At 74.8% G+C, this 13,362-nt stretch carries 12 protein-coding genes; 8 read left to right on the top strand and 4 right to left on the bottom strand.

The annotated features are described in order from the left end of the window. From Ade02nite_RS38715 to Ade02nite_RS38705, 3 genes are all read right to left on the bottom strand, one after another. On the bottom strand, positions 1-4,164 hold a 4,164-nt coding region (locus tag Ade02nite_RS38715; RefSeq protein WP_203774834.1), incomplete at its 3' end, for an nSTAND1 domain-containing NTPase. Between the two features lie 3 nt (positions 4,165-4,167). Beyond that, positions 4,168-4,488 (bottom strand): CU044_2847 family protein, encoded by a 321-nt coding sequence (locus tag Ade02nite_RS38710; protein WP_203774825.1) that lies wholly within the window; start codon positions 4,486-4,488, stop codon positions 4,168-4,170. Positions 4,489-4,599: 111 nt separating this feature from the next. Then, positions 4,600-5,460: a bifunctional helix-turn-helix transcriptional regulator/GNAT family N-acetyltransferase gene (locus Ade02nite_RS38705; protein WP_203774823.1), complete on the bottom strand. Its 861-nt coding sequence runs from the start codon at positions 5,458-5,460 to the stop codon at positions 4,600-4,602. Positions 5,461-5,534: 74 nt separating this feature from the next. On the opposite strand from Ade02nite_RS38705, the gene Ade02nite_RS38700 reads away from it, so the two are divergent. The 8 genes from Ade02nite_RS38700 (at position 5,535) to Ade02nite_RS38665 (ending at position 12,774) form a co-directional block, all read left to right on the top strand. Beyond that, positions 5,535-6,356: an SDR family NAD(P)-dependent oxidoreductase gene (locus tag Ade02nite_RS38700; RefSeq protein WP_203774815.1), complete on the top strand. Its 822-nt coding sequence runs from the start codon at positions 5,535-5,537 to the stop codon at positions 6,354-6,356. Positions 6,357-6,429: 73 nt separating this feature from the next. Continuing rightward, positions 6,430-7,713: a ferredoxin reductase family protein gene (locus Ade02nite_RS38695; protein ID WP_239169358.1), complete on the top strand. Its 1,284-nt coding sequence runs from the start codon at positions 6,430-6,432 to the stop codon at positions 7,711-7,713. 10 nt (positions 7,714-7,723) lie between these two features. Then, positions 7,724-8,197 carry a YbaK/EbsC family protein gene (locus Ade02nite_RS38690; protein WP_203774813.1) on the top strand — a complete coding sequence of 158 codons (474 nt, stop codon included), beginning with the start codon at positions 7,724-7,726 and terminating at the stop codon, positions 8,195-8,197. Continuing rightward, positions 8,197-8,871, top strand: coding sequence for a monooxygenase (locus Ade02nite_RS38685; protein WP_203774811.1), 675 nt, complete (start codon positions 8,197-8,199; stop codon positions 8,869-8,871). Before Ade02nite_RS38690 ends, Ade02nite_RS38685 begins: the two co-directional genes overlap by 1 nt. Continuing rightward, the gene (locus Ade02nite_RS38680) at positions 8,868-9,446 is read left to right on the top strand and encodes a GNAT family N-acetyltransferase (RefSeq protein ID WP_203774809.1); all 579 of its coding nucleotides are present in this window, start codon (positions 8,868-8,870) and stop codon (positions 9,444-9,446) included. The genes Ade02nite_RS38685 and Ade02nite_RS38680 overlap by 4 nt, the downstream gene beginning before the upstream one ends. Continuing rightward, entirely contained in the window at positions 9,447-10,196 is a 750-nt protein-coding gene (locus tag Ade02nite_RS38675) for a carotenoid biosynthesis protein (protein ID WP_203774807.1), read from the top strand. It abuts the gene before it with no gap. Beyond that, positions 10,193-11,299 (top strand): glycosyltransferase family 2 protein, encoded by a 1,107-nt coding sequence (locus Ade02nite_RS38670; RefSeq protein ID WP_203774805.1) that lies wholly within the window; start codon positions 10,193-10,195, stop codon positions 11,297-11,299. Before Ade02nite_RS38675 ends, Ade02nite_RS38670 begins: the two co-directional genes overlap by 4 nt. Next, positions 11,296-12,774, top strand: coding sequence for a phytoene desaturase family protein (locus Ade02nite_RS38665; protein WP_203774790.1), 1,479 nt, complete (start codon positions 11,296-11,298; stop codon positions 12,772-12,774). The genes Ade02nite_RS38670 and Ade02nite_RS38665 overlap by 4 nt, the downstream gene beginning before the upstream one ends. Here Ade02nite_RS38665 and Ade02nite_RS38660 read toward each other — a convergent pair. Next, the coding region (locus tag Ade02nite_RS38660; protein ID WP_203774789.1) for an ABC transporter permease at positions 12,719-13,362 on the bottom strand (644 nt) is incomplete at its 5' end. The two genes, Ade02nite_RS38665 and Ade02nite_RS38660, sit on opposite strands and share 56 nt — an antisense overlap.

Genomic DNA, 13,362 nt, shown 5'->3' with positions numbered 1-13,362 from the left:
GGGAGCGGAGCCGGCGAGGGAGGCAGGCCCGGCGAGGGTGGCCAGCGGCTCCCCGCCCGGCGCGCCCCACATCCGCACGGTTCCGTCGCCGCCGCCGCTCGCCAGGATGCTGCCGTCCGCCGAGAACGCCAGGTGGCGGACGGCGTCGGTGTGCCCGGCGAGGGTGGCGATCAGCCGCTTCCCGGCCGGATCCCACAGCCGGACGGTGCCGTCGCCGTCGCCGCTCGCCAGCGTGCGGCCGTCCCCGGAGAACGCCAGGGCGGTGACGTAGCCGAGGGACCCGGCCAATTCCCCCCGCGGCTGCCCGGTGCCGGCGTTCCACAGGCGCACCGAGCCCTTGTCATCGTCGTCGACACTGCCGGTGACCAAGGTCCGGCCGTCCGGCGAGAAGACCACCGCCGTCGCCGATCCGGATTCGGTCTCGTCGAGCAGGGTGGCGCGCAGCCGCGCACCCGTGGCGTCCCAGAGCCTGACCAGGCCGTCACCGTCCTCGCCCTCGATGCTCCAGGTGACCAGCGACCGGCTGTCCGGGGAGAACACCACCGTGTACCCCGTGCCGGTGTGCACCCCGAGGGTGGCCCGGAGCCGCCGGCCCGCCACGTCCCACAGCCCGATGGCGCTCGAGCCGAACTCGTCGTCGCTGCTCGCCACCGCCAGGGTCCGCCCGTCCGGTGACACCGTCGCGGCCATCGCCGTGCCGGGACGGCCGATCGTGGCGCGGAGCCGTCCGGTGCGGGGGTCGTACGTCCGCGCCGTGCCGTCCAGGCTCGCCGTGATCACGGTGCGGCCGTCCGCCGAGAACACCAGGTCGCCCACCCGGTCGCGGTGGCCGCGGAGGGTGCCGCGGGGCAGCCCGGCGGTGGCGTTCCACAGACGGGTCGTGCCGTCGGCGCCGGCGGTGGCGAGGAGCAGCCCGTCCGGGGAGAACAGCATCGTGGTCAGCCACGGCGTCCGGCCGGAGAAGGAGGCGCGGGCCTGCCCCGCGGCCGGGTCCCACAGCACCACGTCGCCGGTGAGCGATCCGGTGGCCAGCGTCCGGCCGTCCGGGGAGTACGCCACCATGTCCATCCCGCCGGCGTCCGCGAGAGCGGCGCGGGCCTTGCCGGTGCGAGAGTCCCACAGCCGGACGCCGGCCTCTCCGGCGGTCGCCAGGGTGCGGCCGTCGGGAGCGAACGCCATCGCGTTGTGCGTGCCCGTGAGGGCCGGACCGCGCCGGCCCTTCGCGGCGTCCCACAGTCGCACCGTGCCGTCGGCGCCCTCCTCGTCGAAGCTGCCGGAGGCCAGCGTCCGGCCGTCCGGCGAGAAGGCGAGCTCGGTCACCGAGCCGGTGTGGCCGGTGAACGTCGCACGCGGCCGGCCGCCGGGCAGCGCCCACAGGTGCACCGTGCCGTCGGCGGAGCCGGCGGCGAGCGTCCTGCCGTCGCGGGAGACCGTCATGATGTCCAGTGGAGTGTCGCCGCCGCCCACGACGGCGCCCGCCCGTCCGGTCGCCACGTCCCACAGCCGGACGTCGTCGCCGGAGTCCTCGCCGAGCGGGTCGAAGCTGCCGGTCACCAGCGTGCGCCCGTCCCGCGTGAACTCCAGGTCGGTCACCTCGCCGTCATGTCCCGGCAGCCGGGCACGCAGCCGCCCGCCGGCCACGTCCCACAACCGCACCTCACCGTCGCTGCCGCCGGACGCCACGGTTTTCCCGTCCGGGGAGAACGCGACTTCGTTCACCGCCCCCCGGTGACCGGTCAGGGTGACCGTCGGCGGCTCCCCGAGCCTGACCACGCCGTCCCGGCCGGCGGCGGCCACCGTCTTTCCGTCCGGCGAGAACGCCACCTCGCTCACCGGGCCGGCGAGGGCTGCCCGGAGCCGCCCGCTGCCCGTGTCCCACAGCCGCGCCGAGCCGTCGTCGGCGATCGTCGCCAGCCCGCCACCCTTCGCGGCGAAGACAACCTGTTCCACCGCCGCGGTGCCGGCGAGGCGATGCTCCAGGGGCAGCGCCGCCGCGGCGTACACGCCGGCCGTGGCCTCGGCCGTGGGGCGCGTGCGGAAGGCGGCCACGGCGAGCAGTGACGCCAGGTCGGGATCGGTGGACCGGACGGTGGTGGACTGGGCGGCGAGCTGGCGGGACAGGGCGGTCTGCTCGGCTGCGACGGCGGCGCGTTCCGCCGCCACCGCGTTCTGCCGCTGCCGCAGGGCGATTCCCGCGCCGCCCAGGCTGGCGACGACGGCCAGGACCAGCGCCAGGACGGCCTGGCGGGCGCGCCGGGTCCTGGTGCGCTGCCGCCGGTGGCTGGCGTCGAGGAAGGCGGCCGTGTCGCGTGGGAGCCGCCGGCGGCGGGCCCAGTCGAGGCCCTCGAGGAGGTCGCTGCCGGCGAGCAGGTCGTCGGGGCGGCCGGTCGACCGGGCCCGCCGCTCCTCGGCGCGGCGCAGCCAGTCGGAGAAGCGGGAGTCCTGCTCGGCCCAGGAGCGCAGGGTGGCCCAGTCGCGGATCAGCGCGTCGTGCAGCAGCTCGGCCACCGGCTCCCCCGGCGCGCCGCCGGATCCGGTGGTCATGCTCGTGGTGATGATCCGGCTCGCGGTCAGGGCGGCGACGACCTCGTCGAACGCGGGCTCGGCGGCGTCCGCGAGGTCGCGCAGCGTGGCGAGGGCGACCTGCCGGCGGACGGCCGGAACGCCGTGTGCCGGGTCGGCGGGCCGGACCAGGGCGGTGAGCACGCGCTGGGCCACCAGTCGCCGGGAGTCGTCCAGGCCGTCGACGACGGCGTCGCACCACGTGGTCAGGCCGCCGGCCACGCCACCGAGGCGCTCGTACGCCTCGTGCGTCAACCGCCCGTCGTCGCGCCGCCGCCACAGCTGTTGCAGGGTGACCTCCAGCAGCGGCAGCACGGTGGTCGGCGCCTGCCGGGCACCCGGCGGATCGGGGCCGGCGGCCAGCACGTCGCCGATGATCCGCTCGGTGAGCCCGTCCTGGGGGCGCACCCCGACGGCCTCGGCGGGCCGGCCGATGATGTCGCGCAGGTCCCGCGGGCTCAGGCCGGCCGGGATGTTGACCGTCCCGCCGGGCACGGCGTCGAGCAGGCCGGGGGCGAGCGCCGCCAGGCGCGGGTAGAAGTCGTCGCGCATCACCAGCACGACGCTCAGGCCGGGCGTGCCGATCATCTCGGTGAGCCGGCCGAGCACCTCGGGGCGCGCGGCGGGCGGCACCAGCAGCTCCTCGAACTGGTCGACGAACAGCAGCAGCCGGTGCCCGGCGGGCTGCCCGGCCAGCTGCTCGCGCACGGACTCCGGCACGAGCGAGGCCGGGCGCACCGACATGACGGCCCACGTGTCGCTGCCCGGCAGGGCGCCGCCGCTGAGGGCGGGCAGGACGCCGGCGCCCATCAGCGAGGACTTGCCGGCTCCCGACGGCCCGAGGAGCAGCACCGCCCGGGGGCTCGCGGCCAGGGCGGCGAGGACGCGTTCCACGGCTTCCGCACGGCCGTGGAACCAGGCGGCGTGCTCCGTCGTGAACACCTCGAGTCCCCGGTACGGGCAGACGTCGCGCTCGCGGAGCTCGGGCCACACCTCCCGCAGCGTCTCGGCCGCCGTCGCGTAGGCGATGCCCCCGCCCCGCAGGTGGGCGTCCACCCGGGTGATCGCGGTGACCATGCCCAGCACCAGGCCGGTCCGCTCGTCCAGCACCGGGCCGCCGCTGAAGCCGACCGTCAGGTCGTTGGCGTCGCCGAGCTGGAGCAGCAGCCCGGCGTCCGCGCCGGGCCGCAACAGGCCGCCGGCCTTGCCGTAGCCGTGGTGTCCCCCGGACACGGCCTGGGCGGGGAAGCCGAAGGAGCACACCGCGTGGCCGCGCGCGCCCGCCGCCGATCCCATCGGCAGGACCGCCGCCCCCGCCGGCAGGGCGCCGACCCGCAGCACCGCGACGTCCTGGACCGAGGGCGCCCGCCATCCGGCCGCCGGAACCTCCGCCTCGGCCTCGGGCGAGCCGTCGAGCTGGGGAAAGCGCACCCGCACCCGTCCGCCCGGCCCGCCGCCCGCGGCCGTCACCACGTGGGCGCAGGTCAGCACGACATCGCCGGCGGCCACGAAGCCCGCTCCCGCCGCCGCGCCGGAGGCGTCGAGCACCTGGACGACACCGGCGGTCAGCCGGGCCGCCGTCTCGGTCGGCGGGCCTGCCATGTGTCAGCCTCCGCCGTCGCCGTCCTGCCACATCAGCTTCACGACCAGGTGGCTGGCGATCTCACTCTTGGTGATCACGGCGCCGGCCTCGGAGGACAGGTCCACACCGAACTCGACCTCCACCTGGGTCGGCTTCGCCCGGCGCAGCTGCTCGATGACCACGCGCGCCGTGCTGGTCACCGGCTCCAGCGCCGTCTGCAGCGTGCCCGGCAGGTCACGGACCAGATCACCGAGCCGCCCGGCCTTCACCGGCCCGTCGCCGTCCGGCGCCTCGACGAGGATCGCGCCGCCGCCCTCCAGCGGGATGCGCGCAAGGGTCGCCACCGTCGTTTCCCCTCTCGTCGGCGAGAGCTCTGCCTGCCGGAACCGTGGCCCACGGTAGGCCCGCGGAGCGGCGCCTGGGAACCACCGGATCGACGGAACCCCATAGGGGGATCAGAGTGACTTTTCGAAGGCCACCTGGTTGTACGGCGAGTCGTCGTAGGGCGCGATCTCCCGGTAGCCGGCGCTGCGATACAGGGCAATGGCCTCCGTAAGCACCGCATGGGTGCCCAGCCGCAGCGTCGTGACGCCCCGCGTGGCGGCGTCGGCCTCCAGGCCGGTCAGCAGGCGGCGCCCCAGGCCGAGGCCGCGCGCCGCGGCGCTCACCCACAGATGACGGATCTCGGCCAGGCCCGGGGCGGATCGTTGCCACAGCCCGCACCCCACCGGCTCGCCCTCCTCCCGGGCCACGAGAAACGTCCCGTCCCCCAGCGTGCCGGGCGGGAGCAGGGCCGCGCGGTCGTAGCCCTCCGGGAAGCGGGTGCTCAGCTCCGCGGCGTACGCCCGCAGGCAGAACCGCGCCTCGGGCGCGGAGTCGGCGACCGCGGTCAGCGAGATCGCCGCCAGCCGCAGCAGCCGATGGATCTCGGTCTGGGCCTCGACGAGCCGATCACGTTGGACGAGGGTCAGCGGCTCCAGCAGCCCGGCCACACTCCGGCGAGAGCGCTCGTCCAGGTCGGCGAGCTCGCGCCGTCCGTCCTCCGTCAGCGTGGCCGTGCGGACCCGGGCGTCGCCGGGGCGCGGGGTGACCGACACCAGCCCCTGCCGGGTCAGCGAGCGCAGCAGCCGGCTGAGGTAGCCCGAGTCGAGGCCCAGTCGCGCCCGCAGGTCGCGCAGGTCGGCGCCGTCGCCGATCTCGAACAGCAGGCGGGCCTCGCCGAGCGGGCGGTCCTGGCCCAGGTAGTGATCGGTCAGCACGCCGATCCGCCGGGTGTAGTAGCGGTTGAAGTCGCGGACGAGCTCGATCTGGTCCATGGGCAGACCCTAGAGGAATTCTCTGACCTGAGTCAGAGATTGCGCCACAAAGGATCAGGCGGAAAAATCCGGGCATGGACCGGACTGTGGTGATCACCGGGGCGAGCTCCGGCATCGGCCTGGCCGCGGCCGAGCTGCTCGCGCGGCGGGGCGACCACGTCGTCCTGGTGGGGCGCACGGCGGGCAAGCTGGCCGAGGCCGCGAAGCGGGTGCATGCCGCGGTGCGCATCTACGCGCCCGACCCCTACCGGGAGGCCGACGTCCGGCAGGCCGACTTCGAGGACCTCGGGCAGGTCCGCGAGCTCGCCGCCTACCTCGAGCGGACCTACCCGCGCATCGACGTCCTGGCGAGCAACGCCGGCGGCATGGTCGGCGACTACCGGCGCACCGCGGACGGCTTCGAGGCCACCATGCAGAGCAACCACCTGGCCCCGTTCCTGCTGGCCGGGCTGCTGCACGAGCGGATCGGGCGGCTGGTGGTCACCGCCTCGCGGGCGCACATGCGCGGCCGGCCCGATCCGGACGATCTCGCGCGCGCGACGAGGAAGTACAGCGCCTGGCAGGCGTACAGCGAGGCCAAGGCCGCGAACGTGCTCTTCGCCGCCGAGGCGGCCCGCCGCTGGCCCGCCATCACCAGTGTCTCGTTCCATCCCGGTGTCGTCCGCAGCGACTTCGGGACCGGCCGGGCGACCCGGCTCTTCTACCGTTTCGCCCCGTTTCTGACGAGCCCCGAGACGGCCGGGGAGCAGCTCGTCTGGCTGGCCGACAACCCGATCACCAACGGCGCCTACTACGTCGGGCACCATCCCCGGCAGCCGTCGCGGCACGCCGCCGATCCCGAGGCGGCCGCCCGGCTCTGGGAGGCGAGCGCCGAGGCCACCGGGCTGCCCCGATAACCGAAAACCCGGAAACCATCGGGTTGGTCACTGCACCCTCCCGCGGGCCGCCGCCGGACCGTACAAAGGCCTCGTGCCGAAGCTCCTCGCCGCGCTCAGCCTGGCCGTCGTCACGGCGCTGTGGATGTCTCACCTGGACGACGCGCCGACCGGTGTCGCCGCGGCGGGACGGCTCGCCGCGCTCTGGTCCGCCGACCTGCTGCTCGTGCAGGTCCTGCTCATGGCGCGCATCCCGTGGATCGAGCGGGCGTACGGGCAGGACACGCTCGCCCGGTGGCACCGCTGGACGGGTTTCGCCTCGTTCCACCTCTTGCTTGCGCACGCGGTGATGGCCGTCATCGCGTACAGCCGGAGGGGCCTTTTGCTGGTGACCATGGCAACCGAGAGCATGATGCTGGCGGTGGCGGCGCTGGCGGCCCTGACCCTGGTCGTGATCACCTCGACCAGGCATCGGCGGCGGCGGTTGCGCTACGAGTCGTGGCATCTGCTGCACCTGTACGCCTACGCGGGCGTCGCCCTCGCCCTGCCGCACGCGCTGGTGCTCGGCAGCGACTTCCGCGCGCCCGCCGCGCGTGCGTACTTCTGGAGCCTGTACGTGCTCGCCGCCGCGTCGGTGCTGGTCTTCCGGGTCGGGCTGCCGATCTGGCGTACGGCCCGGCACCGGCTCACCGTCGAGCAGGTCAGGACGGAGGCGCCCGGCCTGGTCTCCGTCTACCTGCGCGGGCGGCGCCTGGAACGGCTGCCGGCGCGCGCCGGGCAGTACTTCGTGTGGCGCTTCCTGGACGGGCGGGCCGGCCTGCGCGGCAACCCGTTCTCGCTCTCCGGGCCGCCGCGCCGCGACTCCCTGCGGATCACGGTGAAGGCGGTCGGCGACGGCAGCGCCCGCGTCGCCACGCTGCGGCCGGGCACCCGGGTGCTGATCGAGGGGCCGTTCGGGCGGATGACCGCGGCCACCTACGCGGGCGGGCCGGTGACCATGCTCGCCTGCGGCGTCGGGGTGACGCCGCTGCTCGCGCTGCTGTGGGATCTCCCGTACGGCCAGGGCAAGGCGACCCTGGTCTACCGCACCCGGCACGCGCACGAGGTGGCGTTCCTCGAGGAGCTGGAGTGGCTGGCCGCCGAGCGCGGGGTGCGGCTGGTGCCGCTGGTGGGGCCGCGCGCGTCCGCGACGAGCTGGCTGCCGGCCGACTACGCGGAGTACGGCGACGCGGAGGCGCTGCGCGCCCTGGCGCCGGACATCGCCGGCCACGACGTCTATGTCTGCGGGCCGGACCCGTGGGCCGAGGCGGTCTTCCGGGCGGCCCGCGAGGCGGGGGTGCCCCCGGCCCGCCTGCACAGGGAACGGTTCGGGTGGTGACAATAGCGGGATGCAGGCACACCCGAACGTCATCGCCGTGCAGGACGCCCTCGACGCCGCCGGGGCGGCGGACTCGCAGGTGATCATCCTGGACGAGGCGGTGCACACGGCGGCCGCCGCGGCCGACGCCCTCTGCATCGAGGTCGGCCAGATCGCCAACTCGCTGATCTTCGACGCGGACGGCGAGCCGCTGCTGGTTCTGACGTCCGGCGCCCACCGAGTAGACACCAAGAAAGTAGCAGAAAAGCTCCAAATCGGACGACTCAAGCGCGCCACCCCCGAGTTCGTGCGCGAGCACACCGGCCAGCCGATCGGCGGCGTCGCGCCGCTGGGCCACCCGAAGCCCGTGCGCACGCTGATCGACACCGCCCTCGCCGAGTTCGAGGTGATCTGGGCGGCCGGCGGCGTTCCGCAGGCGGTCTTCCCGATCACGTACGACGAGCTGGTCCGCGTCACCGCGGGCACACCGGCCGACGTGGCCTGATGCCGGTCACGCTGCACGTCTGGCGCGTGCCGCCCCGCCGGGTCGGATCGGCGCTGCTGCGCCTGGCCCGCCGCCGGGTGCCGCCGGGCGTCACGTTCGCCAAGTTCCTGGGCACCGCGAGCGGCTTCCGCCCCGGCGAGGCCGACCTGACCCGCTACGCGGCGGTGACCGTCAGCTCCGGGCCCGTGGAGCTCCCCGAATGGGAGCGCCTGGCGAGCGCGTCGGCACGGGTCGAGCTGGATCCGCTGCACAGCCGCGGCACGTGGTCCGGGCGGGAGCCGTTCACCGGCGGCACGGGCCACAGATCGGGCGGACTCACGCTGGCGCTCACCCGGGCGCGGCTGCGGCCGGCGCGGGCGATGACCTTCTGGCGGGCGATCCCGCCGGTGGTCGAGGAGCTGCACGCGGCGCCCGGGCTGCTCGCCTACTTCGGCATGGGCGAGGCACCGATCGGCTGGCAGGGCACCGTCAGCCTGTGGAGTGATGCGGCGGACCTGGCCCGATTCGCGTACCGTCAGCCGGAGCACCGCGCGGTGATCGCGCGTACGCCCACCGATCGGTGGTACGCGGAGGAGCTGTTCGCCCGGTTCGCCGTGCGCGAGATCAGCGGCGACCGGGCGGTGCTGGGCTGGCGGTCGGTGGATGTCGGAGCAGGGGGCGAGAGCGGACGATGAGGCTCGTTGCGTGGCAGCCGGACGACCTGCTGCGTCGGCTCGACGACGTGGTGTCCGTCTACGGCGAGGCGATGGGCTACCGCCAGGAGCTGCTCCAGACCCGCCGCGGCTACATCGGCGCCCACGTGCGCCGGGCCGGCTTCCGGGCCGTGGCCACGCTGACCACCGACGGCCGGCTCGCCGGCTTCGGCTACGGCTACACCTCCGGCCCCGGCCAGTGGTGGCACGACCAGGTGCGCTCCGCCCTCGACGACCAGGCGCGGCGGCGCTGGCTGGCCGACTGCTTCGAGGTGGTCGAGCTGCACGTGCGCCCGGTCGCCCAGGGCCACGGCGTCGGCGCCCGCCAGCTGCGCGCCCTGCTCGCGATGGCCGAGGGCGACACGGTGCTGCTGTCCACGCCCGAGGCCGACGAGCGCAAGTCGCGTGCCTGGCGGCTGTACAGGCGCTTCGGCTTCGAAGACGTGCTGCGCGACTTCCTGTTCCCGGGCGACGAGCGCAAGTTCGCCATCCTGGGCCGGGGGCTGCCGCTGGTGGAGCGCCCGGTCGAGGAAGCTCCGGGCATCGTCGGCATCTGAATGCGACTTCCCTGGCTCCTGCTCGGCGCGCTCGTCCTCCTCCAGATCTGCTACCCGCTCACCGGCGGTGACACCCGCGCCGCGTTCACCGTCGTCACCGTGCTGATCGGCTATGTGCTGTCGGTGTCGCACGCGGCCCTGACCCGCGGCGCCCGGGCGGCGCTCGCCCTCATCGGCACGGCCACACTGGGCGGTTTCGCGGTCGAGGCGATCGGCGTCGCGACCGGCTTCCCGTTCGGCACGTACGACTACTCGGGCCAGCTCGGGCCCAAGCTGCTCGGCGTCCCGCTGATCATCCCGCTGGCGTGGACGTGGATGGCCTGGCCCGCGTGGCTCGCCGCGCAGCGCCTGCCGTCGTGGGCGCGCATCCCGGTCGCCGCGCTCGGGCTGGCCGCCTGGGACCTGTTCCTCGATCCGCAGATGGTCGCCGAGGGCTACTGGCGGTGGGAGTCGCCGACCCCCGCGCTGCCGGGCGTGCCGGGCATCCCGATCGGCAACTACCTGGGCTGGCTGGGCTTCGCGTTGGTGCTGATGACGGCCCTGTCGATCACTTCCGGCGTACGGCAGCCCCGAAGGGAGGACGCGCCCGTGCTGGCGCTCTGGCTCTGGACGTACGCTTCGTCCGTGCTCGCCCACGCGGTATTCCTGGATCTCCCCGGCTCGGCCGTCTGGGGCGGCGTGGTGATGGGCGCCGCGGTCCTGCCCGTCGGGTGGCGCCTGCGGCCCCGGCCGTCGCGGCCCCCGTCATGATCTGGTTGGCCCTCCTGCCGTGGGTGGCCCTGACCGCGCACACCGCCGTGAACGCCCTGCTGCTGCGCCGCCCTCCGCGCGACGCACAGACCGGCGAGCACGTCGCGCTGCTGCTGCCGCTGCGCAACGAGGCCGCCCGCGTCACCCCCTGTCTCGAGTCGCTGCTCGCCCAGCGAGGCGTCCCTCACCTGACGATCTACGTGCTCGACGACGGCTCCACCGACGGCACGGCCGACATCGTCCGCGCCGTCGCCGAGGCTGCCGCCGGGCACCGGGTCGTCCTGCTCACCGGCACTCCCCCGCCGCCCGGCCGCCTCGGCAAGCCGCACGCCTGCCAGCAACTGGCCGACGCCGCCGCGGACGCCGACGTGCTGTCGTTCGTGGACGCCGACGTGGTGCTCGCCCCCGGCGCCGTGGCCTCCGCGGTGACGCTCCTGCGCACCGCCGGGATCGACCTGCTCTCCCCGTACCCGCGCATCACCGGCGCCGGCCGCCTCGTCCAGCCGCTGCTGCAATGGTCCTGGCTGACCTTCCTCCCGTTGCGGGCCATGGAGCGCTCGCCGCGCCCGTCGCTCGCCGCGGCCGGCGGGCAGTGGCTGGTGATCGACAACGCCGCGTACCGGAAGGCCGGCGGCCACGCCGCGGTGGGCGCCGAGATCCTCGAGGACATCGAGCTGGCCCGGGCCGTCAAGCGCTCCGGCGGCCGCATCGCCCTCGCCGCCGGCGCCCCGCTCGCCACCTGCCGCATGTACGACTCGTGGCGCGAGCTCGCCGACGGCTACGCCAAGTCGCTGTGGCGCTCGTTCGGCACGCCTGTCGCCGCCGGCGCCGTCGTGGTCCTTCTGCTTCTTCTGTACGCGTCGCCGCCTCTCGCAGTCGCATTCTTCGCGCTCACGGGCTCGTCGGGTGCGGCGTCGGTCGCGCTCTGCGCGTACGCCCTGGGTGTGGGGGGAAGGGTGATCTCCGCGGCCGCGACCGGCGGCCGGAGCTGGCCCGACGCCCTGGCCCAGCCCGCTTCGATCGCCGTCTTCGGGTGGCTGGTGGCGCGATCGTTCCTCCTGCGCCGGCGCGGCGCCCTGACCTGGCGGGGACGGCCGGTATGAGCGAGATCGTCGTGATCGGCGCGGGGGTCGGCGGCCTGACCTCGGCGGTCCGGCTGGCTTCCGCGGGCCACCAGGTCACCGTGCTGGAGCGCTCCCGCTCGATCGGCGGCAAGCTGGGCGTGTACGAGCGGGACGGCTTCCGCTTCGACACCGGCCCGAGCCTGCTCACGCTGCCGCAGGTCTTCACCGAGATCGGCCTCGACCCGGTGCCGCTCGACCCCGTCGTGCGCCACTTCTTCCCGGACGGCACGGTCCTCGACTCGTCGTCGGACCACGACATCTTCCTGGCCCGGATCGCCGCCGCGATGGGCACCGAGGCCGCCGCCGACTGGGATCGCTTCTGGCGGCGCGCCGCCCGCATCTGGGACGCGTCGTGGCGCTCGGTGCTGCGCCAACCGGTCACGCCCACCTCGCTGCTCGGCCTGACCTGGCGGGTCGGCGACCTGGCCGCGATCGCGCCCGGCACGACCCTGCGCGGGCTCGGGCACCGCTACCTGCGGGACCCGCGGCTGCGGATGATGCTCGACCGCTACGCCACCTACACCGGCGCCGACCCGCGCCGCGCGCCCGCCGCCCACGCCGCCGTGCCCTACGCCGAGCTGGCCTTCGGCGGCTGGTATCTGCCCGGCGGCCTGGGCACGATCGCGACCGCCCTCGCCGAGCGCTGCTCCGAGCTGGGCGTCCGGATCGTCCTCGACGCCCCGGTCACGAGGATCGAGACGGCCGAGGGCCGTGTCCGCGGCGTGCGGGTGGACGGCGACCTCGTCGGCGCCGACGTCGTCGTGTCCAACGTGGACGCGCTGACCGTCTACCGCGACCTGCTGCCCGCCCCGCACCGGCTCGCGCGGCTCACCGACCGCAGCCTCGCCGGCTTCGTCCTGCTGCTCGGGGTGCGCGGCGAGACACCCTCGCTCGCCCACCACAACGTGTTCTTCCCGCGCCACTACGACGCGGAGTTCGACGCCATCTTCGGCTCCGCCTCGCGACGGGCGCGACCCGCCTCGGACCCCACCGTCTTTGTCACCCGCGCCGACGATCCGGCGATGCGCCCGCCCGGCACGGAAGCCTGGTTCGTGCTGGTCAACGCCCCCGCGCACGGCACCGGCTGGTCCTGCGTGGACTGGCGGCAACCGGGGCTCACGGAGGCGTACGGCAAGCACGTCCTTGATCTTTTGGCTCGCCGCGGCCTGGACGTGCGCGACCGCCTCGTGTTCACCGAGGCCCGCACGCCCGCCGATCTGGCCGCCGCGACCGCGGCTCCCGGCGGCGCCATCTACGGCACCGCCGGCAGCCTGATGCGACCGGTCAACCGCGGCCCGGTCGACGGCCTCTATCTCGTGGGCGGCTCGGTCCACCCGGGCGGCGGGCTCCCCATGGTCACCCTCTCCGCCCAGATGGTCGCCGACGCGATCGGGCCGGCTACTGAGAGCCGTTGGCGAACTTCGCGGTGGCCCAGAAGTAGCCGAGCAGGGTGAGGCCGAGGCACCAGGCGATGGCGAGCCAGCCGTTGTGGCCGATGCCGGTGCCGAGGAGCAGCCCGCGCAGGGTCTCGATCGCCGGCGTGAACGGCTGGTACTCGGCGATCGGCCGGAACCAGCCGGGCATCGAGTCGACCGGCACGAACGCGCTGGACAGCAACGGCAGCAGGATCAGCGGCGTCGCGTTGTTGCTGGCCGCCTCGGCGTTCGGGGAGACCAGGCCCATGCCGACGGCGATCCACGTCAGGGCCAGGGCGAAGAGCACGAGCAGCCCGAACGCCGCCAGCCACTCCACCACTGTCGCGTCGGTCGACCGGAACCCGATCGCCACCGCGACCGCGCCGACCACCAGCACGCTCGCCACCGATTGCAGGACGCTGCCGATCACGTGTCCGACGAGGACCGAGCCGCGGTGGATGGCCATGGTGCGGAAGCGGGCGATGATGCCCTCGGTCATGTCGTTCGACACCGACACCGCCGTCCCGATCACCGTGCTGCCGATCGTCATCAGCAGCAGCCCCGGCACCAGATAGGCGATGTACCGGGACCGATCAGGTGGACCGCCACCTATGCCCGCGCTGAGGG

The sequence above is a fragment of the Paractinoplanes deccanensis genome (assembly GCF_016862115.1).
Taxonomy (GTDB): Bacteria; Actinomycetota; Actinomycetes; order Mycobacteriales; family Micromonosporaceae; genus Actinoplanes; species Actinoplanes deccanensis.
Note: the sequence above shows the minus strand (reverse complement) of the source record. Positions and strands in the feature narration are given on the sequence as shown.

Coding starts and splice junctions, on each gene's coding strand:
- Ade02nite_RS38705 (WP_203774823.1), bottom strand. CDS start 5,460: ATGGACCAGATCGAGCTCGTCCGCGACTTCAACCGCTACTACACCCGG.
- Ade02nite_RS38700 (WP_203774815.1), top strand. CDS start 5,535: ATGGACCGGACTGTGGTGATCACCGGGGCGAGCTCCGGCATCGGCCTG.
- Ade02nite_RS38690 (WP_203774813.1), top strand. CDS start 7,724: ATGCAGGCACACCCGAACGTCATCGCCGTGCAGGACGCCCTCGACGCC.
- Ade02nite_RS38685 (WP_203774811.1), top strand. CDS start 8,197: ATGCCGGTCACGCTGCACGTCTGGCGCGTGCCGCCCCGCCGGGTCGGA.
- Ade02nite_RS38680 (WP_203774809.1), top strand. CDS start 8,868: ATGAGGCTCGTTGCGTGGCAGCCGGACGACCTGCTGCGTCGGCTCGAC.
- Ade02nite_RS38675 (WP_203774807.1), top strand. CDS start 9,447: ATGCGACTTCCCTGGCTCCTGCTCGGCGCGCTCGTCCTCCTCCAGATC.
- Ade02nite_RS38670 (WP_203774805.1), top strand. CDS start 10,193: ATGATCTGGTTGGCCCTCCTGCCGTGGGTGGCCCTGACCGCGCACACC.
- Ade02nite_RS38665 (WP_203774790.1), top strand. CDS start 11,296: ATGAGCGAGATCGTCGTGATCGGCGCGGGGGTCGGCGGCCTGACCTCG.